At 70.6% G+C, this 23,721-nt stretch carries 22 protein-coding genes, 2 tRNA genes and 1 pseudogene; 22 read left to right on the plus strand and 3 right to left on the minus strand.

The features are described 5' to 3' along the window. Positions 1–509: hypothetical protein (locus ACTWP5_RS13750; RefSeq protein WP_443221192.1), on the plus strand; the 509-nt coding region annotated here is incomplete at its 5' end. Positions 510–916: 407 nt separating this feature from the next. Here the strand turns inward: ACTWP5_RS13750 and ACTWP5_RS13755 are convergent. Continuing rightward, positions 917–994 (minus strand) — tRNA-Arg (locus ACTWP5_RS13755). A gap of 135 nt (positions 995–1,129) precedes the next feature. Here ACTWP5_RS13755 and ACTWP5_RS13760 point away from each other — a divergent pair. The 5 genes from ACTWP5_RS13760 (at position 1,130) to ACTWP5_RS13780 (ending at position 5,597) form a co-directional block, all read left to right on the plus strand. After that, positions 1,130–1,762, plus strand: coding sequence for a hypothetical protein (locus ACTWP5_RS13760; protein ID WP_443221193.1), 633 nt, complete (start codon positions 1,130–1,132; stop codon positions 1,760–1,762). A gap of 179 nt (positions 1,763–1,941) precedes the next feature. Next, positions 1,942–2,178, plus strand: a complete 237-nt coding sequence (locus ACTWP5_RS13765; protein ID WP_443221194.1) for a hypothetical protein — start codon at positions 1,942–1,944, stop codon at positions 2,176–2,178. Positions 2,179–3,220: 1,042 nt separating this feature from the next. After that, the gene (locus tag ACTWP5_RS13770) at positions 3,221–3,376 is read left to right on the plus strand and encodes a hypothetical protein (RefSeq protein ID WP_443221195.1); all 156 of its coding nucleotides are present in this window, start codon (positions 3,221–3,223) and stop codon (positions 3,374–3,376) included. Between the two features lie 610 nt (positions 3,377–3,986). Then, positions 3,987–4,913 carry a phosphotransferase gene (locus ACTWP5_RS13775; protein WP_443221196.1) on the plus strand — a complete coding sequence of 309 codons (927 nt, stop codon included), beginning with the start codon at positions 3,987–3,989 and terminating at the stop codon, positions 4,911–4,913. A 144-nt stretch (positions 4,914–5,057) separates the two neighbouring features. Then, a complete protein-coding gene (locus ACTWP5_RS13780; RefSeq protein WP_443221197.1) occupies positions 5,058–5,597 on the plus strand; it encodes a hypothetical protein in 540 nt (179 codons plus the stop codon). 42 nt (positions 5,598–5,639) lie between these two features. Here ACTWP5_RS13780 and ACTWP5_RS13785 read toward each other — a convergent pair. Next, positions 5,640–7,021: pseudogene (locus ACTWP5_RS13785) on the minus strand (helix-turn-helix domain-containing protein). A gap of 254 nt (positions 7,022–7,275) precedes the next feature. Here ACTWP5_RS13785 and ACTWP5_RS13790 point away from each other — a divergent pair. The 6 genes from ACTWP5_RS13790 to ACTWP5_RS13815 all read left to right on the plus strand — a co-directional run bounded on the left by ACTWP5_RS13790 (position 7,276) and on the right by ACTWP5_RS13815 (position 11,115). Next, a complete protein-coding gene (locus tag ACTWP5_RS13790; protein WP_443221324.1) occupies positions 7,276–7,827 on the plus strand; it encodes a bifunctional DNA primase/polymerase in 552 nt (183 codons plus the stop codon). Continuing rightward, complete coding sequence (locus ACTWP5_RS13795) at positions 7,817–8,116, plus strand: hypothetical protein (protein ID WP_443221198.1); 300 nt, start codon at positions 7,817–7,819, stop codon at positions 8,114–8,116. The genes ACTWP5_RS13790 and ACTWP5_RS13795 overlap by 11 nt, the downstream gene beginning before the upstream one ends. Then, positions 8,109–8,417, plus strand: coding sequence for a hypothetical protein (locus tag ACTWP5_RS13800; protein WP_443221199.1), 309 nt, complete (start codon positions 8,109–8,111; stop codon positions 8,415–8,417). The genes ACTWP5_RS13795 and ACTWP5_RS13800 overlap by 8 nt, the downstream gene beginning before the upstream one ends. Before the next feature lie 619 nt (positions 8,418–9,036). Further along, a complete protein-coding gene (locus ACTWP5_RS13805) occupies positions 9,037–9,756 on the plus strand; it encodes a replication initiator (RefSeq protein ID WP_443221200.1) in 720 nt (239 codons plus the stop codon). Next, entirely contained in the window at positions 9,672–10,334 is a 663-nt protein-coding gene (locus ACTWP5_RS13810) for a hypothetical protein (protein WP_443221201.1), read from the plus strand. The genes ACTWP5_RS13805 and ACTWP5_RS13810 overlap by 85 nt, the downstream gene beginning before the upstream one ends. Before the next feature lie 133 nt (positions 10,335–10,467). Continuing rightward, a complete protein-coding gene (locus ACTWP5_RS13815) occupies positions 10,468–11,115 on the plus strand; it encodes a hypothetical protein (protein WP_443221202.1) in 648 nt (215 codons plus the stop codon). A gap of 293 nt (positions 11,116–11,408) precedes the next feature. Here the strand turns inward: ACTWP5_RS13815 and ACTWP5_RS13820 are convergent. Further along, positions 11,409–11,480 (minus strand) — tRNA-Arg (locus ACTWP5_RS13820). A 157-nt stretch (positions 11,481–11,637) separates the two neighbouring features. Between ACTWP5_RS13820 and ACTWP5_RS13825 the strand changes: the two genes are divergently transcribed. The 10 genes from ACTWP5_RS13825 (at position 11,638) to prfA (ending at position 23,715) form a co-directional block, all read left to right on the plus strand. Then, entirely contained in the window at positions 11,638–12,081 is a 444-nt protein-coding gene (locus ACTWP5_RS13825; RefSeq protein ID WP_443221203.1) for a response regulator, read from the plus strand. After that, positions 12,078–12,959, plus strand: coding sequence for a DALR anticodon-binding domain-containing protein (locus ACTWP5_RS13830; protein ID WP_443221204.1), 882 nt, complete (start codon positions 12,078–12,080; stop codon positions 12,957–12,959). The genes ACTWP5_RS13825 and ACTWP5_RS13830 overlap by 4 nt, the downstream gene beginning before the upstream one ends. A gap of 175 nt (positions 12,960–13,134) precedes the next feature. Next, positions 13,135–14,532 (plus strand): diaminopimelate decarboxylase, encoded by a 1,398-nt coding sequence (gene lysA / locus ACTWP5_RS13835; protein ID WP_443221205.1) that lies wholly within the window; start codon positions 13,135–13,137, stop codon positions 14,530–14,532. A 193-nt stretch (positions 14,533–14,725) separates the two neighbouring features. Beyond that, entirely contained in the window at positions 14,726–16,021 is a 1,296-nt protein-coding gene (locus tag ACTWP5_RS13840; protein ID WP_443221206.1) for a homoserine dehydrogenase, read from the plus strand. 50 nt (positions 16,022–16,071) lie between these two features. Next, positions 16,072–17,172 carry a threonine synthase gene (gene thrC, locus ACTWP5_RS13845; protein WP_443221207.1) on the plus strand — a complete coding sequence of 367 codons (1,101 nt, stop codon included), beginning with the start codon at positions 16,072–16,074 and terminating at the stop codon, positions 17,170–17,172. A gap of 304 nt (positions 17,173–17,476) precedes the next feature. After that, positions 17,477–18,403, plus strand: coding sequence for a homoserine kinase (gene thrB / locus ACTWP5_RS13850; RefSeq protein WP_443221208.1), 927 nt, complete (start codon positions 17,477–17,479; stop codon positions 18,401–18,403). 393 nt (positions 18,404–18,796) lie between these two features. Continuing rightward, positions 18,797–20,794: a transcription termination factor Rho gene (rho, locus tag ACTWP5_RS13855; protein WP_443221209.1), complete on the plus strand. Its 1,998-nt coding sequence runs from the start codon at positions 18,797–18,799 to the stop codon at positions 20,792–20,794. A gap of 112 nt (positions 20,795–20,906) precedes the next feature. Further along, the gene (locus ACTWP5_RS13860) at positions 20,907–22,055 is read left to right on the plus strand and encodes an LCP family protein (RefSeq protein ID WP_443221210.1); all 1,149 of its coding nucleotides are present in this window, start codon (positions 20,907–20,909) and stop codon (positions 22,053–22,055) included. A 259-nt stretch (positions 22,056–22,314) separates the two neighbouring features. Next, a complete protein-coding gene (rpmE, locus tag ACTWP5_RS13865; protein WP_347585111.1) occupies positions 22,315–22,539 on the plus strand; it encodes a 50S ribosomal protein L31 in 225 nt (74 codons plus the stop codon). A 105-nt stretch (positions 22,540–22,644) separates the two neighbouring features. Continuing rightward, entirely contained in the window at positions 22,645–23,715 is a 1,071-nt protein-coding gene (gene prfA / locus ACTWP5_RS13870) for a peptide chain release factor 1 (RefSeq protein ID WP_443221211.1), read from the plus strand. The last annotated feature ends 6 nt before the right edge of the window (positions 23,716–23,721 follow it).

Consider the following 23,721-nt stretch of genomic DNA (forward strand, 5'->3'; position numbering starts at 1 on the left):
ACGCCCTGCTGCCGCGGCGGTTCACCAACGACCTGGGCATCGAGTTCGCGCGGATCGCCGAGGACATCCGCCCCTCCCATGAAGCGGCCCCCAGCGACCTGGCCAGGGATCTCGCGCGCCGTGGCTGCACCGACGTGGTCGTCGGCGTCTACGCGGAGCAGCCCGGTCCCCACGCCACGCCCGAGAACCCCGTCCTCGTCTCCGTCCAGGTCTTCGCGTTCCCCGATGTGGCGACAGCCCAGGGCGCGCACAAGTACCTGGGCGACGGGGGAGGGGTGTGGCGCCTCACCATCTGGAGCGCCCGCGACGGGGGCGGCGTCGCCCCCTGCCCCGACGAGGTCCGCCGCAGCTACCGAGGGCGGTGGTCCTGGCGCCAACACCGCTACCTGCGCGTGGCGCTGGCCTACCGCGCCGACCTCACCAACGACAGCTCCATCGGGCCCTGGCTCACCGCAGCCGCCAACAGGGCCGCGACCTCCGCCGGGCCGCAGAACCACCACGGCGTCTGACGAGCTCCTGCCTGGTTGGCCGTGGCGCGTCGGGCGGGCTGGCCGTTGAGCCGTGTGTGGGGTGGGGAACGCAGCGCGCGGTGATCGCGGGGAACCAGCGGATCACGGGTCTGTCGGCCGGCCGCGATGAACGAGCGGATCATGCAGGGCTTGGGGGAGGAGGACGACACGGGGGAGTGAGTAGCTGACAGCGGAGTGATCGTGCGGGGCCCCGGCCTGTCCGGGGTCTTCGCCGTGCTCGGCGAGAACGGCCTGTGACGTGCGCAGATGACCACCAAGATCATTACGTGGCCATTACGCGAACACTGCCACGAGGCTGCTCGCGGCGGCGTCCGCCTGCGCACACACGAAAGCCCCGGACTCAGCTAAGCCGCTGGTCACGGGGCATTTTGCCACGTTGTTCTGGGTGCCCCCGGCAGGATTCGAACCTGCGCACACGGCTCCGGAGGCCGTCGCCGAATCGGTCTTCTGAGCTGGTCAGAGGCTTGCTGCTCCGCCTCGGTGACGGTTCTACGCCACGAATACGCCGTAGGAATCGGGCCCCCGATCCCTGAGGGGGGAGACAGCCGGCGGGGGCAACTCGCCGGTTCGAGGCGGCAGTCAGGGCGAAGCAATGAACCATGAGCTACTGGGCAGACATCGTGACACAGTCGGTCGGCGCGCTGGCGGGTACGTTGGTCGGGGGTGCGATCGCCGTCGTCGTGGCACGTTGGCAGACGAACAAGGCGATCGTCGCTCAAGCCTCTCTGTCGGTGGCGGAACGTGCCGCTACCGCCCGACTCGATGAAGTGAGCCGCAGCCGCTCCCGGTCCGCCGACGCCGCACGGGCGCTGCTCGAACGGCTGGCAGACCTCTATGCGTGGATGCCGTCGTTACCCGACGTTTCACTCGATGAGCCGTACCACAGTCGCCATGCCCGCGATGAGTGCTGCAAAGCCATGGAATCCGTTCGACGCGGCATGGTCACCGATCTCTACGCGATCAGCGATGTGAGTGTGCGCGAACGCTACCGGGATCTGGTCCGGCTCGCCTACGACGTCGGGTTCCGTGGCATCGGTTCAGGTGACCGGAAGAGGCAGATAAGGGATGTGAGGAACTATCTCCGTTACGTGCAGCACTCCCTGGAAGCGGTCATCGACAGCCAGCCTCTCCCCGCGCGCGTGGACCCGCCGATCCTCGATCGACCCGAGAGCGCAGCGTGGCAACCGCCCACCGTTCCGTGGTACTGGGGTGATCCCGCCGACGGGAGTTGATCCAGGGCCTCGCCACCAGCGACTCGGCAGACGGGGACCAGGCTCTGCCACCCCTGACCTCCGGCCGTCTGCCCCCAGCCCGCCGACAGGTAGCGTCGATCGCATGACCTCGGGTGATGGCGACACGTCGGTGTCACGGCGGAGAGCGCGGTGATCGTTCTGCGGAAGGCGAGTCACTTGTGGGGCTCGACCCGTCCGGCGCCGCGTTGCTGCGGATCGGCTCGAACGCCGTGTACCGGCTGGCGACGACACCGGTCGTTGTCCGGGTCGCGGCTGATTCCGCCGTGCTCGACCAGATGAAGCCGGTCGTGCGGGTGGCGCGGTGGCTGGAGGCGAAAGGACTTCTTTGTGGTGAGGGTCCTGTCGGGCGTCGAGCAATCGGTGATCGCTGGTGGACGGGGAGTCATGTTCTGTGAGAACGTGCAGGGTCGGGACGAGTACGCGCCCTGACCTGCCCGCCGAAGCGCCCGATTAACCCGGGTCATGCTCGGCGCGCCTGACCCTGGGAGGTGGCTCAAGACTTGGAGGCCGTCCGCCCCAGCGCGGCATGCATTTCGCTTTCGGTGGACGGTTTGCCAATTGGCGAGCTGGCTACTGAGGTTTTCTAAGTGACCTGATCCGGATGAAGTCGAGCTAACCGATGTCCCGCACGGACAGAAAATGCTGCCTGACGGATCAACTCTGCGACCGCAGCTGAACAGGCGCGCGGGCGCGCTCTCAGTCAGCCGGAGAGTCCTTCGATCGCCTCGCACTACACCTCACCGGCCTCGCCGCCGTGGCCGACGGGAGATGGTCAGCACGTGGCCGATCTTGCGGAAGGCACAGCAACGATGATCGGAAGGCCTGCAGTTTCTCTTGATGCAGGGATTCACAGGAGTGGGAACAAGTTGTCTTGTTTCATGCTGTCGGCTTGCTCAATGTGATCCATAGAATGACGGATAGTCATCATTTCGCTTCAGGAGGTGACCTGGGCTTGAAGCTGTACTGTTACACCTGCGACGGCGAAGAATCGCACCGCCGCCTCACCGATGATGAGAGCGCTTGGCTCAAAAATCGCCTAGGCCGGAAGTCCGTCGCTGAATTTTTCATGTGTGAGGCACCAGGCTGCCGAAATCTACGGACCGGCATGAACAAAAAGCCCTTCGATTTCCCTATCCGAGTACCCGTTGACTGAGGTTGGTCAGTGGTGATCACACGATCACCCCCGGCCCGCTCGATCTTCGCACGCTGAGCTTTCCAGAGTGACGCGTCGTTCTGTGGTGTCGCGTATCCGGCTGTTGTCCAAGGTGGCGTCGTCAGTCGATATGTCCGGGGTGGGATGCTCTGGGTGTGGATAGGGTCCGACTGGGCTGATGAGCAGGCAGGCACGACTTCCGCTGATCAGGAGGCGTCGAGTCCCTGATCACCACAACGGAAGTCCGTGCCTTCCTGTGTGCTATCGCCGCTGCCATATGGCAATTGAACGCCCTCAAGCTGAAGTTCGACGGCGCAAAAGTTGCGGCCGAAAGCAAGAAGAACGCCTTCGTCAACACCTGCTCGTACGCCGTCGACCTCGGGAAGCTCAGCGAGAATCCTGTCTCAGGTGGGAAGAACTGCCAGAAACCAGGGTCATGAAGGAGGTCGCCCCGGGGTCGTCGCCAACCCTGGACAGGCGCGGACACTCCTGACGTTCGCCCCAACTCGTCGCGTCGTCGCGATGGGGGTGGCGGCACGGGCCGGGAACAGCATCGAGGTGCTGCTCCAGCGCTACGCGAACTGCATCGACGGTCGTCCTAGATCGCCGACCGACGCATCGAGAGGCTGTTTGCGCGAGTACGAGTGATCACGGCAGCCAGACAGGAAGCCCCGGATCCCTCGTGGGCGCCGTCTGCCGGGCGAGAGCTGCTGTCGGTGCCCATGGTGACCAGGGAGAACGCCCTCGCTGCCATCCACGAGTACGCCGCGACCTCCGACATACGGCCGCTCAGCGCCGCAGCCGGCTGCGCACACACGAAAGCCCCGGACTCAGCTAAGCCGCTGGTCACGGGGTCTGTTGCCACGTTGTTCTGGGTGCCCCGGCAGGGTTCGAACTTTCGCACACGGCGCCGGAGGCCGGGGAAGCAGTCGGGCTGCGGGCGGTGAGCTGGTGGGGAGCGTGGCTGAGCCGCGTCTCCAGCAAGATCATCACGCCCTCATTACGTGGGCCGTCTGCCCCCACCCGGCCGACGAGGGTAGCGTCGATCGCATGATCTCGGCTGACGGCGGCGAACAGGGCGACGCGGGAGCGTTCACGGCGGATCCCGCGGGGGCGACTCTGCGGGAGGCATGCCACGCGGTCGGGCTCGACCCGTCGGGCGCCGAGTTGCTGCGGCTGGGCTCCAACGCCGTGTACAGGCTGGCAACGGCGCCGGTTGTTGTCCGGGTCGCGGCTGACCCCGGGGTGCTGGACCAGATGAAGCGGGTCGTGCGGGTGGCGCGGTGGCTTGAGGCGGAGAACTTCCCCGCAGTGCGGGTCCTGGCCGGCATCGATCAGCCAGTGGTGGCCGGTGGGCGGGCGGTCACGTTCTGGGAGAACGCACAGGACCGGAACGAGTACGCACGGCTGGATGAGCTGGGTGACCTGCTGCGACAGCTCCACTGGTTGGAAGAGCCGGAGTCACTGGGCTTGCCCTACTACGACCCGTTCGAACACGTCGCGGGCTCGCTCAGCCGGATGGAGGGCGTGGCCGAGGACGACCGCGCGTTCGTGGAGGAGCGAGCCGCGAAGCTCCAGAAGGACTACGACCGGTTGGACTTCGTCCTCCCTTTCGGCGCAATCCACGGCGACGCGAACGTCGGCAACGCCATCCGTCAGCACGACGGGCGCGCGATCCTGATCGACCTGGACGGCTTCTCTCTCGGGCACCGTGAGTGGGATCTCGTCCTGACGTCGCTCTACTACGAACGGTTCGGCTGGCACACGCGCACGGAATACGAGGCGTTCGTCCATCACTACGGCTTCGAGCTGATGAACTGGCCGGGCTACCCCGTGCTGGCCGACACACGCGAGCTGATGATGACGGTGTGGGTCGGCACACTGGCGGGGTCCAGTCCCGTGGCGGCCGAGGAGTTCGCCAAGCGGGTACGGGCGATACGGACGGGTGGCAGTCGTCGGGACTGGCGTCCGCTCTGACGCCTGACAAGCACGCTCGGACTCGCTTGGAAGGGCTAGCCGGTTGATGGTTTACCGCTGCACGGTGCGGGTGATGGTGGCGAGTTTGGGTGCGCCGGTGGGACTCGGGACAATGTGCCCCGGCGGCTCTGGCATGCTGCGCCTATGACTGGTGACACACATCAGGACCCTGAGCAGCGCCGTGCCCATCTGGTCCGGGTCTTCACGGCTCTGGGCGCGGCGGATCCGGAGGGCTGGGCCGACTCCGAAATGGATGAAGACATTGCGCAGCTGGCCCGTTTCCTGCTCCTGCGCGGTGTCCGTCAGGCGGTGGCGCGGTGGGAACAGCCAGGAGCCGTGCAGCAGTTGCACGCCGATCCGCAGAGCCCCGACGCGCTTCTGGCGCAGTTCGAGGATGCGGGCATCGAGCCACGGACGTTGGCACTCTTCGCCAGGCGGGTCGCCCATGCGACCGCCTTCGACCTGGCGTATCGGCTGGCGGACTCGGACTTCGTCGACCACGATCCGGCTGATCCCGACGGATACCCGCTCATGGAGCTTCGCGACGTACTTCCCGGCTGGTGCCTGGTGGAGTCCACGCCGACTGGTGAACACACCGGCCGCCATCTCGACGGCCTGCACGAGGACGTCGGCGGGCTTTGGGAGGACTTCACCGCAGAGTTCGAACCGCAGCGGGGTGCGTAGGAGCCCCGAACACGAACGCTCTCACACCACGAGTCTTGCCCCTTACTCAATGCCCCCTGCGGCTGTCCACAACCTGTGCTCCGCTGCTTGCTCGTGGAAGTCCCGGATGGCGGCTGTCGCGCCGATACCGCGCAGGTGTTGCCGAAACTCAGCGAGGTAGCTGACACACCGGGCGGACTTGAGCTGTTCGCCGAGGTCCAGTGCGTCAAGGGCGACGCGGCATGCCTCCTCGGGTTCGCCCGCCCGGAGGTGCGCGCGTCCGCCAGGACCATCGTGGCGAAGAAGTCGCTTCGGACGTGGCTGCCGCTCATGGTGTTCTGCGCGTGCTCGACGGACTTCCGGGCGCTGTTCACGTCGCGGAAGCAGTGCGCCGCCTCGGCGGCAAGCTCCGCCTCGTCGAAGTAGGTGATCCATTCCGGCTCGTCGCGGTTGTTGCGGCTCTCCAGTGCCTTGGTCGCATCGGCGAGTGCGCGTTCACAGCCGCGCGTGTCGCCCGTACGGGCCAGGGCGCGGGCCTCCATGGCGTGGAACTGGGCGCGTAGCGTCGGCGTCGCTACGTTGGCGATGCCCATCAGGGCGGCGCGGGCGAGAGTGGCGGCGTGGGTGTAGTGGCCGAGGAAGGTCGCCTGGTGGCTCATCGCGGAAAGGATGCTGCCGGCAAGGCGGCGGTCGTCGCCGTCTTGGGCGAGGCGGAGGGACTGGAGGAAGTAGCGCTGGGCCAAGCCGTGCTGGCAGGCGTCGTACGACATCCACCCCGCGAGAAGCGTCGCCTCGGCGACGGTAGAGAACAGGGCCCGCCCCACGGACTCTTTGTGCTGGCCGTCGAGTGCCGGGGCGACGTCGCGGGCGAGGTACTGGATCAGGGAGTGCCGGGCGTGGTCCCCGCCGAACCGGTCGTCGAGCTGGGAGAACATCCCGGTCGTTGTCTTGATCGCGGCCACGTCCGCGAGCCCCACCCGGACCCTGCTTCCGCCGTTGGTGACGAGTGGCGCGGACTCCGGCGTCACCAGCCACCGCAACGAGGCTTCGTGCCAGGCCGCTTCCGATGGCTGGGAAGTAAGTAGGGGCTCGTACTCGTTGAGGTCGGCACGCCACAGCTGCCGGACGCCATTGATGGCTGCCTCGGGGGACTCCGGGTAGGTGGTGTCCAACAGCTCCGCGTCGTGCCCGGTGAGGTGGTTCAGGCCGAGCTCGGCGGCGCTCACATCGAACGCCTTGCACAGCAGTGGCCCGTAGAACTCGTCCGGGACGCTGTGACCGTTCTCCCAACTGGCGATGCGCCGCTTGACGCTCGCGTCCGTTGGCAGCTGCTGGCCCTGCTGCGCCGCGAGCTGCCGCAGCTCCCGAATCAGCCGCAGCTGCCCCCAGCCACGCGCCTTTCGCGCAGCAGCAAGGCGGTCGCCGGATCGGGTGTCGTTCACCATGGCAACCCCCCTTCCTCCCGCCGGCCGCCATGGGCCCCTAACCCTACGCAGCCACCACCTCACGCGGTACCGCTCTGAGGAACAACGTCGCCCCTGCGCAGGTGACGGGTGATGACGCGCACGTCGTGCACTCGTCATCCCTCGTCACCTCTCGTCATCTCCCCGGCGCTTGGGCTTGGCCACGAGGCTGGGTGGTGCGGCGGCCGACCGGTCGTCGAGCGGTCCCAACGGTGAGGTGAGTCAACGTGGAGGTCATGACGCGGCGGGGCATCGCCTGGCTGTCGGAGGCGGCGGAACTGCCCCAGCGATGCCGGGAGGTGTGGGAGGACGACCCCCGCAGGCCCTACGGCCTGCCGGCTGGCCGACGCTTCGACGTCGTGGTCGTGGAACAGCGCGTCGGCGTCGAGACCTTCGCTCAGCTCGACCGCCACGGCCTGCCGACGGGCCCGGTCATGGCGGACTGGGGATCGGAGGCGGTCGGCTTCTTCGTCCCACCCCGCTCGCGGGCACGCTTCGGCCGTATGCTCTCGGCGGAGTCGGCCAACGCGCCGAAGTACCGCTACCTCGACGACGGCTCCCTCGTCGTCGTGCCTGGCCCGATGCCACTCGCCGGTGACCGCTACGTCTGGCTGTACGCCCCGACCTCCACCCCGGACGCCTCACCCGCACGCACGGCGGCCCTGGCGGCGATGCTCGTCGCCTCCCACCAGGTGGTGCAGCGGGCCGAACAGTACGGCAAGGAATACAGCCACTACCTCGCCGACGAAGCCGACCACGCCGACGCGGGCCCCGGCGATGCGGCGTAGCGACGACGACGAACGGGCACAGGCGCCCGACGTGGCGCACTGGTCGCCGATCCACAGCCGCGAGTGGTACGCGGCCCGCGACGCGGTCACCGCCCTGCGTGATGTCCTGATCGCGGCAGACCTGGACCGGGAGTTCCCCTACCTGCGAGCCGACCTGAATGCCTTCGGCATGGGCCTGATCGAACTGGGCCGCATCTCACCAGAGACGGCACAACGCCTCGCCGAGCTACTGCGCCTGGCCCTGACCTGCATGGAAGAGCACGACGGGAGGGATGGGAACGATGACTGACGCACGAGGAGTATGCGCGGGCAGCGCAACCGGGCTGGCCTCCGGCGTGAGCTACGTACGCGGCTGGGCCGACGCCAAGACCGGGGCCGACGCCCTGGCCGAACAGCTCCGAGCACTGGACGTCGGCCACCTCTTCGCCGGCCTCAAAGCCGACGTCAACGTCAACGGAGACGGCATCGTCCACCTCGGCCAGATCCGCCCAGCGACAGCACAACTGCTCGCCACACTCATCGTGCAGGGCCTGACCATGGAGGTCCTGAGCCGAGAAACCACCGACGCCCGACCGCACCCCACCCCCTGAGCGGGCCTCGCATCACCCGGCCCGATAGCGGTACGAGCCTGGCTCCCGCGAGGGCCTCTGTGTCCCCGCTGCCCGGGTGTCGTGTTGCCTTCCAACGGGAAGCAGCACACGATGTCCGGCCGTCTACTTCCTCCACATCCCGCACCCACGAGCGCACGTAGGCGTCCGCCGCCCGGCCGGACCGGCGCACCAGCGCCGCAGCCGAGCCGGAGCGGCGGAACGCCAAACACCTCTCGTTACGAACTACGGGCGGGGCGGTCACAGGGGTCTGATCTGCTGATCAGCGCACCGCGTAGAGCCGCTGGTGGTCACCTCTGGTTGCTGCGGTTGCTGTACTTCCGGTGCTGTATCTCGCCACACTTTCCGCGCCTCACGAATGGCACAGATCGCAGCTACGACCTTCCTAGAGATGACGACAACTTGATCCAGAACGTAACTGATGATGAGGATGCACCCTCCGACCACAGCCAACGCAGTGGTTGCCCATCCAACCGCTTCCATTGAAACCGGCGCCTTTCTGACGAATGGTCAGGCCAGCGTCCACGGGGTCCCGGTCTGACCACGAACAAGTGATCAATCCGAGATCACCCCCAAACACCCGGCGCTCTCGTGAAGCTATGTGGTTGTTCCGCACGGCCGTCATGCCGCTGTTCGCTGGGGCTGCTCCCCTGCCTGGCCGCTTGAGCTTGGTGTTGGATGGGCTTCAAGTCGCCGCAATCGACGTTACCAGCTCAGCAGTCGGTGGAGGGGGTCCCCACGGGTTGCCGTTGGGCTGCCACCTCGGCACGCCGCGACGGATGCCCGGCTGGGCGAACCGCTCTGCCCGCACTGCTTCGACTACGCGGGCGCGGTCCTGTGGCGGGCGCACGCCGGGGAGCTGTGGCACCAGTTCACCCTCGAACTGCGCCGGGAGCTTGCCCGCCGCGCCGGGCTGTCCCGCTCCGCGTTCGCCACGGCGGTACGGCTGTCCTACGCCAAGGTCGCCGAGTGCCAACGGCGGGGTCTGGTCCACTTCCACGCCGTGATCCGCCTCGACGGCCAGGGTGGCCCGGACACACGCCCGCCCGGCTGGGCCACGACCGAATTCCTGGCCGCCTCGGTCCTGACGGCGGCCGGTCTGGTCCGACTGCCGGCGGTCGGCGCCGGGGTCGTCGGGCCCCGGGTGTTGCGCTTCGGCACGCAGCTCGACGTGCGCCCGGTGGCCGGCTTCGACGCTGGGGAGCTGGTGACTCCTGCGGGGCCCCGTTCCACGACGTGTACAAGACGAAAGCTCTCGCCGACCGCTTCCGGGTCAAGCTGCTGCGCGCCACCGACAAGGGAGAGCGCTTCGACACGGTGACCGGCCTGCCTGACTCACTCCGGGTTGGGCGGACGGTGGCGCTGTCGGTCCTGGAGCTGGCGCTCTGGTACGTCGAGCACCGCTGGCCGCATGCCTCGGCCAAGCAACGGGGCAGCATGACCGACGCCCTGGCGACGGCCGTCCCCGCGCTGGTCAAACAGGTACGCGGTCGACCCGCCGTGGCCGTCGTCCGCAAGGCGCTGCGCTCCTACCTCCTGCCGCCGCCGCGTCGGGAGCGGGAACGGCCGGAGGAGATCGTGGCGGCTGTGCGCTGGTTGGAACGGGCGTCGCTGCCGGTGGCGGAGCTGGCGGAGATCACGCACATGCACGCGCTCGCCGACGGCGTGGCCCGGAAGATTGACGGCACGCCTGCGGCGTCGCAGACCTACCGGCGCCGTCGGGCCGTCTCCCAGCGGCTGAACTCCGGCGTTCCCGCCCTCGATGTCGCCGCGCGGGCGGGGCACTCGGTCGAGGTGCTGCTGAACATCTACGCCAAGTGCGTCGACGGCCAGGAAGCCGCTATGAACGAGCGGATCATGAAGGGCCTAGGGGAGGAGGACGAGGACACGGAGGTGTGAGGAGGACGTCGGTCCAGTGCGAGGAGCCCCGGAGCATGGGGCTCCTCGCTATGCCTAAAGGGCCGCTCCTCACACTGGGCTAGCGGGGAGGGCTCCGAACGTTCCAACGCTGACGGATGGTTGGATTGTATCCATGATGACGACGGCCGGTGCTTGGTATACCTCCGGGACCCTGTGGACCGCTGTCTCCGCGATCGCGGCCTTGGTGGCTATTCCCGTGGCTGCGTGGGTGGCCATTCGGGTCGGCAATCCCAAACGCCTCCTGTCCTACGACATGTCTGCTACGGCGTTACTCCGGCTCGGGCCTTCGAACGCCGTTCGTAGCACGCTGGAAGTACGGCGCAACGGCGCGATCCTTACCGAGCCCCACGTGCTGGAAATCGAGCTGCGCAACGATGGCCGCCGCGACATCCCCAGCGCAGCTTTCGATGGCGGCCAGCCGTTGAGGCTAGACGTTGGCGTACCGATCGTCGAGTTGCTGGAGACCTCCTCCGCTCCTCATGGCTACCGAGTTCCCCCGATCACTGTGTCTGGAAGCGCGCTGGAGGTCGGACCAGGCATGATCTCCAGGGGGCAACGCCTCACCCTGTCTGTCCTCGCCGACGGAAGAAACCCGAGTCTGACGCTCGACGTGGCTCTCCTTGACGTGCGTATCCGGCGTCGTGAGTCCGGAGAAGACTGGAAGCGCGTGGTCCTCTGGGCTACTACAGCAGTAGTGGCAGCCCTGGTCAGTCTCGTCGGCAGCTCCGTGGAAACCATTTTGTTCCATAGGTCACGTTGAGCATTGGGATGGATACTCGGGGAGCACGCTAAGGATCTTGACTCCCTCGTCGTACGCTCCATGGCTGGGAGCCCGCGAGGTCGGGTCGCTTCGGTCCTCGCTCCGTTACTCGGATAACGCTATGGGGGACGACACTGACTCTGACGTGCGGAGATGGCCACCAAGATCATTACGTGGCCATTACGTGATCGCTGACATGGGGCTGCTTTCGGCCGCATCCGGCTGTACACGTACAACGACCCCGGACCAGGCAAGCGCCCTGGTCACGGGGTCTTTCAGCTAATCATCTTGGGTGCCCCCGGCAGGATTCGAACCTGCGCACACGGCTCCGGAGGCCGTTGCTCTATCCCCTGAGCTACGGGGGCGGTGTGCCACCTGCTGGCGGCGACGGGTAGAACCCTACCAGCTCGCCGTGGGTGTCCCGCACGGCGTTTCCGTTCATGGGTGCGGGGGGCCCTACCCTCGGGTACGGATTCGCGGAAATCGCGGGCGCGCGCGAGGCCGCCGTCTTACCCTGACTGTGTGCCAGCCGCTTCCGGCCGGGTGCTCGTCGCGGACGACAGCCAGGTCATCCAGCAGTTGATCAGGGTCAATCTCGAGCTCGACGGGTTCGAGGTCATGACCGTGTCCGACGGCGCGGAGTGCCTGGAGGCGGTGGCGCGCTTCCTGCCCGACGTCATCACGCTCGACCTGGACATGCCCCGCCTCGACGGGCTCGGCGCGGTCGGTCGGCTGAGGGCCGATCCGCACACCCGGCACATCCCCCTCGTCCTGGTCAGCGCCAGCGTCGTGCCGCGCCACGCGCCGGTCGGGGTGGACGCGGCGGTGGCCAAGCCCTTCGTGCCCGCCGAGTTGGTGAGTGTCGTGCGCAGGCTGGCGGCCGAGGGCAGGGGCGGGCCGCGCGCCGTCCAGTTGGCGAAACGAGTGGCGCCGTGCCGGCCGGGCCCTCGTACGCTGACTCCGTGATCCTGACCCCTGCCGCGCTCTCCGGCGCCGTGTTGCGCAGCGTGCGCGACGCGCTCACCGACGGTGAGCTCGGAGACGCCGTGCGGGTGCCCGAGCGGGCGCCGCTGCGGCCCGCGCCCCGGGGCGGCGGCGGGCGGTGGGCCACCGGCATCGCGCTGCGCCTGGCCGGCCCGGCCGGGCGGTCCGCGGACGAGGTGGCGCGGGTGCTCGGCGCCAGGCTGATGCGTCAGGACGGTGTGCGGGACGTCGAGGTCAGCGGTGGCGGATTCCTGACGATCACGTTGGGGGACGGCGCCGACGCCGCGCTGCTGCGCGAGATCCTCGCCCGGCCGCGCCCGCCCGCGCTTCCCGACGACCCGGCCAGGGACGTCGAGCGGTGGCGCGCCGCGGGCGGCGGGGAGGGCAACGTGGCCTCGCTGCTGGTGCAGCGGGAGGAGAACCCGCTGTTCCTGGTGCGGTACGCGCACGCGCGCAGCCGCGCGCTGGTGCGGGGGGCGGCGGCGCTCGGGTTCGCGCCCGAGGAGCGGGGGGACGTCCGACGTGACGACGCCCAGCGTCGAGGCATAGGTGCCGGTGCCGGCGGTGAGCGACGGGGCGGGATCGACGCGTACCCGTTCCCGTACCCCGGCGAGCGGGCCCTGCTGGGGCTGCTCGGCGAGGTGAGTGGGATGCCGCGCGGGCGCGGCAACGCGCCGGGGCGGCTGCGGCAGGTCGCCGACGCCCTGCTGACGGCCGAGCGGGAGCGGCCGACGCTGCCGGTCGGCGACGAGAAACCCGGGGTCGTCCACCGTGCCCGGCTGGCCCTCGCCCAGGCCGCCGGGGCGGTGCTCGCCGACGGCCTGCACCAGTGGGGCATCAGCGCGCCCGACCACCTCTGAGCCAGCACCACCGGCTGCCTCCGAACAGCGGTGATCCACCGCGCGCCGCGCCGCCCGAGGACCGGAACACCCGGACCCCGGACCCGGACCCCGGCCCCCCGGGCACGCGGTCGGTCAGCCCACGACACCCGAACACAGCCACCCCCGTACGCACAGACAGACGGAAGGTCCTGCCATGAGCCGCTCCGCGCACCCCGCGGGCCCCCGACACGGCGACGTGCTCCCCGAGGGGCACTACACCGCGCCGCCCGCCGACCCCAACACCATCGACCCGCGCATCTGGGCCCGGTCCGTCGCGCGCCGCCCCGCCGACGGCGTCGTCACCGTCGCCGGCATCGACGTCCGCGCCCTCGCCGAGGAGTACGGCACCCCGGCCTACGTCCTGGACGAGGACGACTTCCGCGCACGTTGCCGCGCCTGGCGCGAGGCGTTCGGCGCGGACGCCGACGTCTTCTACGCCGGGAAGGCGTTCCTCAGCCGCGCCGTCGTCGGCTGGCTGCGGGAGGAGGGGCTGAACCTCGACGTCTGTACGGGCGGCGAGCTGGCGACCGCGCTGGCCGGCGGCATGCCGCCGGAGCGCCTCGCGCTGCACGGCAACAACAAGTCGCCCCGGGAGATCGACCGCGCCGTGGCCGCCGGCGTGGGGCGGATCGTGCTCGACTCGTTCCAGGAGATCGAGCGCGTCGCCGAGGCCGCGCGCCGCCACGGGGTGCGGCAGCGGGTGCAGATCCGCGTGACCGTGGGTGTCGAGGCTCACACCCACGAGTTCATCGCGACCGCCCACGAGGACCAGAAGTTCGGGCTGGCGCTCGCCGGCGGCACCGCCGCGGAGGCGGTCCGCCGCGTGCTGGCGCACGGCGACGCCCTCGACCTGGTGGGCATCCACTCCCACATCGGCTCGCAGATCTTCGACATGGCGGGTTTCGAGGTCTCGGCCCGCCGCGTGGTGGGGCTGCTCAGCGCCGTGCGGGACGAGCACGGCGTCGAGCTGCCCGAGATCGACCTGGGCGGGGGCCTCGGCATCGCGTACACCGCCGACGACGACCCCGGCGAGCCGCACGACATCGCCAAGACGCTCGACGACATCGTCACGCGTGAGTGCGAGGCGGCGGGGCTGCGGCCGCCCCGCCTGTCGGTCGAGCCGGGGCGTGCGATCGCCGGGCCGACGACGTTCACGCTCTACGAGGTGGGCACGGTCAAGCCGCTCGACGGGCTGCGCACGTACGTCAGCGTGGACGGCGGCATGTCGGACAACATCCGCACCGCCCTCTACGACGCCGAGTACAGCGTGGCACTGGCCTCCCGCGCCTCCGACGCCCCGCCGACGCTGGTCCGCGTCGTCGGCAAGCACTGTGAGAGTGGCGACATCGTGGTGCGCAACGCCTACCTCCCGGCCGACGTCGCGCCGGGTGACCTGCTGGCGGTGCCGGCCACGGGGGCGTACTGCCGCTCGATGGCCAGCAACTACAACCACACGCCCCGACCCCCGGTCGTCGCCGTCCGGGACGGCCAGGCGCGGGTGATCGTCCGCCGGGAGACGGAGGAGGACCTGCTGCGCCTGGACGTCGGCTGAGGCTGACGCCCGGCTGAGGCCGGCCGAGGTCGGCTGAGGCTGAGGCCGGCTGAGCGACGGCCGAGGGCCTGAGCCCGCCGACATTCGCTCGGTCCACTCCGGGGTCCGCATACTGAACGTACGCGGGGCGCCCGGCCCCGCGTGCGTGAGACTGAGGCGTTGCGACGCTGGAGACGAAAGAGGCGGAGGGATCGTGGCGGAACGCGTGCGTCCGTTGCAGGTGGCGCTGCTGGGCTGTGGGGTGGTCGGCTCGCAGGTGGCCCGCCTGATGACGACGCACGCGGCGGACCTCGCCGCCCGCATCGGTGCCCCCGTCGAGCTGGCGGGCGTGGCCGTGCGCCGCCCGGACAAGGTGCGGGAGGGCGTCGACCCCGAGCTGGTGACGACGGACGCCGCCGGCCTGGTGAGCCGCGGCGACATCGACGTCGTCGTGGAGATGATCGGCGGCATCGAGCCCGCCCGCTCCCTGATCCAGGCCGCCTTCGCGAACGGCGCGAGCGTCGTCACCGCGAACAAGGCGCTGCTGGCGAAGGACGGCCCCCTGCTGTACGCGGCGGCCGAGAAACACGGGGCCGACCTGTACTTCGAGGCCGCCGTGGCCGGCGCGATCCCGCTGCTGCGCCCGCTGCGCGAGTCCCTCGCCGGGGACAAGGTCAACCGGGTCCTCGGCATCGTCAACGGCACGACGAACTTCATCCTCGACCGCATGGAGTCCTCGGGCGCGGGCTACGGCGAGGCGCTGAGCGAGGCCACGGCCCTGGGCTACGCCGAGGCCGACCCCACCGCCGACGTCGAGGGCTTCGACGCCGCCGCGAAGGCCGCGATCCTCGCCGGCATCGCCTTCCACACGCGGGTCCACCTCGACGAGGTGCACCGCGAGGGCGTCACCGAGGTCACCGCGGCCGACATCGCGTGCGCCCGCGACATGGGGCGCACCGTGAAGCTCCTGGCCATCTGCGAGCGCGCCGAGGACGGCCGCTCGGTGACCGCCCGCGTCCACCCCGCGATGATCCCGCTCAGCCACCCGCTGGCCTCGGTGCGCGGGGCGTACAACGCGGTCTTCGTGGAGGCCGAGGCGGCCGGTCGGCTGATGTTCTACGGGCCCGGCGCGGGCGGCGTGCCCACCGCCTCCGCGGTGCTGGGCGACCTGGTCGCGACCTGCCGCAACCGCGTGGGCGGCGGACGCGCGCCGGGGGAGTCGGCCTACGCGCGGCTGCCGGTCAGCCCCATGGGAGAGGTCGTCACCCGGTACCACATCAGCCTCGACGTGGTGGACAAACCCGGCGTGCTGGCCCAGTGCGCCATGGTCTTCGCGGACCACGGAGTGTCGATCGACAGCGTGCGGCAGACCGGGAAGGATGGCGAGGCGTCGTTGATCGTCGTCACCCACCGGGCGCCGGACGCCGCGCTCGCCTCGACCGTCGCGGCGCTGCGGCGGCTCGACACGGTGCACGGCGTGGTGAGCATCATGCGCGTCGAGGGCGAGTAGCGGGAGCGGGGACCGAAGGGGAGCGAGGGAAACGAGAGACCGTGGTCATCATGGACGCATCCAACAGCCCTGCCGTCGTGGGCGGCACCAGCACCACCCGTCAGTGGCGGGGGGTCATCGAGGAGTACCGTGACCGCCTCCCCGTCACGGCCGACACGCCGGTGGTGACGCTGCGCGAGGGAGGCACACCGCTGGTGCCCGCCCAGGAGCTCTCCGAGCGCACCGGCTGCGAGGTGTACCTGAAGGTCGAGGGCGCGAACCCGACCGGATCCTTCAAGGACCGTGGCATGACCATGGCCATCACGCAGGCGAAGGCGGAGGGCGCCCGCGCCGTCATCTGCGCCTCCACGGGGAACACCTCGGCCTCGGCCGCCGCCTACGCGGTGCGCGCCGGCATGGTCTGCGCGGTGCTCGTGCCGCAGGGCAAGATCGCCCTGGGCAAGATGGGTCAGGCCCTGGTCCACGGCTCGCGCATCCTGCAGGTCGACGGGAACTTCGACGACTGCCTGACGCTGGCCCGCGAGCTGTCCGAGAAGTACCCGGTGGCCCTGGTCAACTCCGTGAACCCGGCCCGCATCGAGGGCCAGAAGACGGCGGCGTTCGAGATCGTCGACGCGCTCGGCGACGCCCCCGACATCCACGTGCTGCCGGTCGGCAACGCCGGCAACATCACGGCGTACTGGCGCGGGTACCGGGAGTACGCGAGCGACGGCCCGGCGAGCCGCACCCCCCGCATGTGGGGGTACCAGGCGTCCGGCGCCGCCCCCATCGTCCGCGGCGAGCCGGTGAAGGACCCGACGACCGTCGCCACGGCGATCCGCATCGGCAACCCCGCCTCCTGGGCCACGGCCGAGCAGGCCCGCGAGGAGTCGGGCGGCCTCATCGACGAGGTGACTGACCGTCAGATCCTGGCGGCCTACCGGCTGCTGGCGGGCCGTGAGGGCGTCTTCGTGGAGCCGGCCTCGGCCGCCTCCGCCGCCGGCCTGCTGAAGGCGGCCGAGCAGGGACTGCTCGACCCCGGCCAGCGGGTGGTCTGCACCGTGACCGGACACGGGCTGAAGGACCCCGACTGGGCGGTGGCCGGCGCGCCCCAGCCCATCACGGTCCCGGTCGACGCGGACGCCGCCGCCCACCGCCTGGACCTCGCCTGAGACGACGCCCGCGGCGGGCGCCGGGTCGCCGACCGCGACGGGCGCCCGCGACGGCACCGGAAACGGCACCGGACAGCGTCGGGGACGGCACCAACAGCGGCGCCCGCGACGGGCCGGGTACGGTTGTGACGAGCCACGTCGCGCAGCCCTGTACCGCTGGGGAACCTTCCTTCGATAGGCTTGTGTTTGTTCTCCGGTGTGTACGCCCGTGAGGCAGGGCAGAGGGACCCCCGGGCGGTTGGTCGCCGCACCGCGCGAACATCGGGGACGTGTCACACATCACATCAAGGAGCGTCATCGAGCGATGGCCCATCCCGCCTTCCGCGCCGCCGCCGTGCGCGTGCGCGCGCCCGCGACCAGCGCGAACCTCGGCCCTGGCTTCGACGCGCTGGGGCTGGCGCTGGGGTTGTACGACGACGTGGCCGTGCGGGTGGCCGACTCCGGCCTCCACATCGACATCGCGGGGGAGGGCGCCGACACCCTGCCGCGTGACGAGGAGAACCTGCTGGTCCGCAGCCTGCGGGTGGGCTTCTCCGCGCTCGGCGGCCAGCCCCGCGGCCTGGAGGTCGTCTGCGCCAACCGCATCCCGCACGGCCGTGGCCTCGGCTCCTCCTCCGCCGCCATCTGCGTCGGCCTGCTGGCCGCCCGCGCGGTGACGACGGGCGGCGAGGCCAGGCTCAGCGACGAGACGCTGCTGGAGCTCGCCTCCGAGATCGAGGGACACCCGGACAACGTGGCGGCCTGCCTGCTCGGTGGCTTCACGCTGGCGTGGGGCCAGGCGGGTGATGTCCGCGCGATCAGGATGGAGCCGGCTGCCAGCGTCGTCCCCGTCGTCTTCGTGCCGGCGCGTCCGCTGGCCACGAAGACCGCCCGCGGGCTGCTGCCGCGCACCGTCCCGCACGCCGACGCGGCGGTGAACGCGGGCCGCGCCGCGCTGCTGGTCGAGGCGTTGACCCGGCGCCCCGAGCTGCTGCTGCCGGCGACCGAGGACCGGCTCCACCAGGAGTACCGGACGCCGGCGATGCCCGAGAGCGCGGACCTCGTCGGCAGGCTGCGGGCCGACGGCGTGCCCGCGGTCATCTCCGGCGCGGGCCCGACGGTGCTCGCGCTGGCCGAGGACGGGGAGGCCGACAAGATCGCGCGCCTCGCCGGGGCCGGCTGGACGGCGAACCGGCTGTCGCTCGACACCGAGGGGGCCCGCGTGCTGCCCCTGGCCGGGTCCGAGCAGTGACGGGCGCGTCGGCCGGCGGGACGCGGGCTTCCGGGCAGGTCAGGGGGCCCGCACGGTCACGAGCGACGTCACCTGGGAACGGCGAGAGGGGGAATGAAAGCAGGATCCGGTAGTGTTAATCTCAAGTCTGCACGTACCGCACGGTACGCAGGGGTCCCGCCCCCTCCGGGACCATCTCTTTTCTTCCGGGAGCCTCCACTCATCTGCCTGAGCAGCCTGCCTGGTAGTGCCGAGCACGCTCCGGAACACCTTGAATTCATTCTTTCCCACCCTGCCGGAAGAGCGGGTGGGAACACCGCACCGGCGGGTCCACCGCACACGGGGCCGCAGCCGGACAGCACGACCGGTCGCCGAGCCAGACAGGCCGACGTCCGCTCCAGGGAAGGACCCTTCGTGAGCGACACCACCGATCTGATGGGCGTGAGTGCCGACAACGCCGCAAAGACTGCCGGTGATGCCACCGCGTCCGCCTCGGACGCCCCTGCCGCCAGCGCCGCGCCGCGGCGTCGGCGCTCCGGTACCGGCCTTGAGGGCATGGTCCTGGCTGAGTTGCAGCAGGTCGCCTCGGGGCTGGGGATCAGGGGCACCGCGCGGATGCGCAAGAGCCAGTTGATCGAGGTCATCAAGGAGAAGCAGGCCGCGGGCTCCGGTGCCGCCGCGCCGGCGGACGGGGCCGCCCCGCAGGGGGCCGGCGCCGAGAAGCCGAAGCGCCGCGCGACGTCGCGTTCCAGGACCGGCGACGAGGCCGCCAAGCAGCAGATCGAGATCCCCGGCCAGGCGGCCGAGGGCACCTCGCAGGCCCAGCCGTCCCAGGCCGCGGCCGTCTCCTCCGAGGCCAGGGCGGACGCGGGCGCGTCGGACCCGGCCAGGGGCGGGGAGGCCAAGGACGCCCGGACCGACGCCGGCAAGGGCGGCGAGTCCAGGGACGCCCGGGCCGACGCCGGCAAGGGCGGCGAGTCCAAGGGCGACGGCGGCTCCTCCGACCGTCAGTCCAAGCGCGACCGCCGCGGCAAGAGCGGTGGCCAGGGCGGCGGTCAGGGCTCCTCGAGCCAGAGCCAGTCCGGTCAGGGCCAGTCGCAGGGCGGCCAGGGCAGCCGTCGCGACGGACGTGACGGCCGCGACGGCCGTGACGGGCGCGACGGGCGCGACGACGACTTCGAGGGCGGCCGCCGTGGCCGCCGGGGCCGGTACCGCGACCGCCGCGGGCGCCGTGGCCGCGACGAGCTCGCCGAACCGCAGATCGCCGAGGACGACGTCCTGATCCCGGTCGCCGGCATCCTCGACATCCTCGACAACTACGCGTTCGTGCGCACCTCCGGATACCTGCCGGGGCCGAACGACGTGTACGTCTCGCTCGCCCAGGTCCGCAAGAGCGGCCTGCGCAAGGGCGACCACGTCACCGGCGCGGTCCGGCAGCCCCGCGAGGGCGAGCGCCGCGAGAAGTTCAACGCGCTGGTCCGCCTCGACTCGGTCAACGGCATGGCGTCCGAATCCGGCCGCAACCGCCCCGAGTTCAACAAGCTCACCCCGCTCTACCCGCAGGAGCGTCTGCGCCTGGAGGGTGACGCGGGCTCGCTGACGCCGCGGATCATCGACCTGGTCTCGCCGATCGGCAAGGGCCAGCGTGGTCTGATCGTCTCCCCGCCCAAGGCCGGCAAGACGATGATCATGCAGGCGATCGCCAACTCGATCACCCGCAACAACCCCGAGTGCCACCTCATGGTCGTCCTCGTCGACGAGCGGCCCGAGGAGGTCACCGACATGCAGCGCTCGGTCAAGGGCGAGGTCATCTCCTCGACCTTCGACCGGCCCTCCGAGGACCACACCACCGTCGCCGAGTTGGCGATCGAGCGCGCCAAGCGCCTGGTGGAGCTCGGCCACGACGTGGTCGTGCTGCTGGACTCGATCACCCGCCTGGGCCGTGCGTACAACCTCGCGGCGCCCGCCTCGGGCCGCATCCTGTCCGGCGGTGTGGACTCCGCCGCGCTCTACCCGCCGAAGAAGTTCTTCGGCGCCGCCCGGAACATCGAGGACGGCGGCTCGTTGACGATCCTCGCCACCGCGCTGGTCGACACCGGCTCGCGCATGGACGAGGTGATCTTCGAGGAGTTCAAGGGCACCGGCAACATGGAGCTCAAGCTCGACCGGAAGCTCGCCGACAAGCGGATCTTCCCGGCCGTCGACGTGGACGCCTCCGGCACCCGCAAGGAGGAGATCCTGATGGGCAGCGAGGAGTTGTCCATCGTCTGGAAGCTCCGCCGCGTGCTGCACGCCCTGGACCAGCAGCAGGCCATCGAGCTGCTGCTGGACAAGATGAAGCAGACGAAGTCGAACGCCGAGTTCCTGCTCCAGATCCAGAAGACCACCCCGACCCCGGGCAACGGCGACTGACGCCCGCGCCCGAGCGACCACCGGTGCCCGTCGGACCACGTGTCCGGCGGGCACCGTCGTGCCCGTGCCGCCTCGGGGAGCGCCATCCGGGCATAAGGGGCAAAATGGAGCAATGGCCTCACAGTCTCCCGCTGACCGCGAGCGTGACCGCGGGCGTGGAGGTGGGCATGGAGATGGGCGAGGACGTGGGCGGGGGCACGGGCGGGGACGGCTGCTGCGGGTCGTCGCGATCGTCGCGCTCGCCACGCTGCTGCTGACGGGCGTCGGGGGCGTCCTGGCCGCCGGCGCGCTCTACCTCAGGCTCGACGGCAACATCGCCGACGTCGACATCGACGCCGCCCTCGGGACCGACCGCCCCGAGGACAGCCCCCACGACTCCCTGGACATCCTCGTCCTCGGCTCCGACTCGCGCGCCGGCCGCAGCGGCGGCGTCCACGGCGGGGGAGAGCCGGCCCGCTCCGACACGGCGATGATCGTCCACCTCAACGCCGACCGCTCCGCCGCCACCGTCGTCTCCATCCCCCGCGACACCCTGCTGCCGCGCCCCGACTGCCGCCGCGCGGACGGCACCACCGCCCCGGCGGCCTCCCGCGCCATGTTCAACGACGCCTACCGCGTCGGCGGCCCGGCCTGCGCCGTCCGCACCGTCGAGGCCGCCACCGGCGTGCGCATGGACCACTACGTCGAGATCGACTTCAAGGGCTTCACGGAGCTGATCGACACCCTCGGTGGCGTCGAGGTCACCACCACCAAGCCCATCGACGACGACCACAGCCAGCTCCGGCTGCCCGCCGGCACCCACACCCTCGACGGCCAGCAGGCCCTGGCGCTGGTCCGCACCCGGCAGGCCGTCGGCGACGGCAGCGACCTCGGCCGCATCCGGCTCCAGCACCAGTTCCTGCGGGCCCTGGCCGACCAGGTCGGGGGCCTCGGGCTGCTCACCGACCCCGGCCGGCTCTTCGGGCTCGCCGACGCCGCCACCTCGGCCGTCACCACCGACACCGGGCTCGCCTCCGTGACGGCGCTGGCCGGCCTCGCCCGCGACCTGCGGGACATCGGCGGCGACGACCTCCAGATGATCACGCTTCCGGTCACCTACGACGCGGTCGACGCCAACCGCGTCGTGCCGCTGGACGGGCAGTGCGACCAGGTCTGGAAGGCGCTGCTGCGGGACGAGCGCGTCCCCGCGTCGGCCACCCGCGGCTCGGCGGCGGCGGCCGACGCGCCCGCCAGCCGCGCCAGCCCGATCGCCCCGCGCTGACGCCCGGCCGTGACGCCGGAGGGTGACCGCCCGTGGCGCCGCCGGTGGGCGACGGCCGGCCCGGGGCCCACAGCCCTTCCGGAGCCCGGCGGCCACCACGGCTCGCGCCCGGCGGGCCGCGAGCCGGGAATATCGGGCATCGCCGCCCCGTTTTGGCTGGCAGAGTCCCGTGCTGGCACACTGGGACGCCGGCTCCGGTTCACGGCACGCATCCGGCGATGCCGACCCGGCGGCCACAGCGACCAAGGAGTAACACACCGTGAAGCGTGACATTCACCCGGCGTACGTGGAGACCCAGGTCAGCTGCACCTGTGGCGCCTCCTTCACGACGCGCAGCACCGTCACCGAGGGACGCATCCGTGCCGACATCTGCTCGGAGTGCCACCCCTTCTACACCGGCAAGCAGAAGATCCTCGACACCGGTGGCCGCGTGGCCCGCTTCGAGGCCCGCTTCGGCAAGAACGCCGGGTCGTCCCGCAAGTAGCGAGGCCCACCGCGCCGGCCGGTCCGCTCGCGTCAACGCAGAGCGGGCCGGGCCGGCGTTTTTCGCGTCCCGCTCACCCACTTCACTCGCTCAGGAGCACCCACGATGTTCGAGGCGGTCGAGGAACTCATCGGCGAACACGCCGACCTCGAACGGCGGCTGGCCGACCCGGCCGTCCACGCCGACCAGGCCACCGCGCGGCGGCTCTCCCGCCGCTACGCCGAGCTCACCCCCATCGTCACGAGCTACCGCGCCTGGCTGTCGTGCGGCGAGGACATCGAGGCCGCCCGTGAACTCGCCGCCGAGGACCCCGAGTTCGCCGGCGAGGTCAAGGAGCTCTCGGCCCGCCGCGAGGCCCTCACCGACGAGCTGAGGCTGCTCCTCGTGCCGCGGGACCCCAACGACGACAAGGACGTCATCCTGGAGATCAAGGCGGGCGAGGGCGGCGAGGAGTCCGCCCTCTTCGCCGGCGACCTGCTGCGGATGTACCTGCGGTACGCGGAGCGCCACGGCTGGCAGACCGAGATCATCGACGGCAACGAGACCGGCCTCGGCGGGTACAAGGACGTCTCCGTCGCCGTCAAGAGCCGCTGCACCCCCGAGCCGGGCGGCGGGGTCTGGGCCCGCCTGAAGTTCGAGGGCGGCGTCCACCGCGTGCAGCGCGTTCCCGCCACCGAGTCGCAGGGCCGCATCCACACCTCCGCCGCCGGCGTCCTCGTCCTCCCCGAGGCCGAGGACGTCGAGGTCGACATCAACCCCAACGACCTGCGCGTCGACGTCTACCGCTCCTCGGGACCCGGCGGCCAGTCGGTCAACACCACCGACTCCGCCGTCCGCATCACGCACCTGCCCACCGGCATCGTCGTCTCCTGCCAGAACGAGAAGAGCCAGCTCCAGAACAAGGAGCAGGCGCTGCGCATCCTCCGCGCCCGCCTGCTCGCCGCCGCCCAGGAGGAGGCCGACCGCGAGGCGTCCGACGCCCGCCGCAGCCAGGTCCGCACCGTGGACCGCTCCGAGCGCGTGCGCACGTACAACTTCCCCGAGAACCGCATCTCCGACCACCGCGTCGGCTTCAAGGCGTACAACCTCGACCAGGTGCTCGACGGCGAACTCGACGCCGTCATCCAGGCCTGTGTGGACGCCGACTCGGCCGCCCGGCTGGCGGCGGCGCACTGAGCGTGC

It is taken from the genome of Streptomyces sp. 4N509B (genome assembly GCF_052245655.1).
Lineage (GTDB): Bacteria > Actinomycetota > Actinomycetes > Streptomycetales > Streptomycetaceae > Streptomyces.

Coding starts and splice junctions, on each gene's coding strand:
- ACTWP5_RS13860 (WP_443221210.1), top strand. CDS start 20,907: ATGGCCTCACAGTCTCCCGCTGACCGCGAGCGTGACCGCGGGCGTGGA.
- ACTWP5_RS13780 (WP_443221197.1), top strand. CDS start 5,058: ATGACTGGTGACACACATCAGGACCCTGAGCAGCGCCGTGCCCATCTG.
- ACTWP5_RS13795 (WP_443221198.1), top strand. CDS start 7,817: ATGCGGCGTAGCGACGACGACGAACGGGCACAGGCGCCCGACGTGGCG.
- ACTWP5_RS13790 (WP_443221324.1), top strand. CDS start 7,276: ATGACGCGGCGGGGCATCGCCTGGCTGTCGGAGGCGGCGGAACTGCCC.
- ACTWP5_RS13775 (WP_443221196.1), top strand. CDS start 3,987: ATGATCTCGGCTGACGGCGGCGAACAGGGCGACGCGGGAGCGTTCACG.
- ACTWP5_RS13815 (WP_443221202.1), top strand. CDS start 10,468: ATGATGACGACGGCCGGTGCTTGGTATACCTCCGGGACCCTGTGGACC.
- ACTWP5_RS13800 (WP_443221199.1), top strand. CDS start 8,109: ATGACTGACGCACGAGGAGTATGCGCGGGCAGCGCAACCGGGCTGGCC.
- thrC (WP_443221207.1), top strand. CDS start 16,072: ATGGACGCATCCAACAGCCCTGCCGTCGTGGGCGGCACCAGCACCACC.
- ACTWP5_RS13760 (WP_443221193.1), top strand. CDS start 1,130: ATGAGCTACTGGGCAGACATCGTGACACAGTCGGTCGGCGCGCTGGCG.
- lysA (WP_443221205.1), top strand. CDS start 13,135: ATGAGCCGCTCCGCGCACCCCGCGGGCCCCCGACACGGCGACGTGCTC.
- prfA (WP_443221211.1), top strand. CDS start 22,645: ATGTTCGAGGCGGTCGAGGAACTCATCGGCGAACACGCCGACCTCGAA.
- thrB (WP_443221208.1), top strand. CDS start 17,477: ATGGCCCATCCCGCCTTCCGCGCCGCCGCCGTGCGCGTGCGCGCGCCC.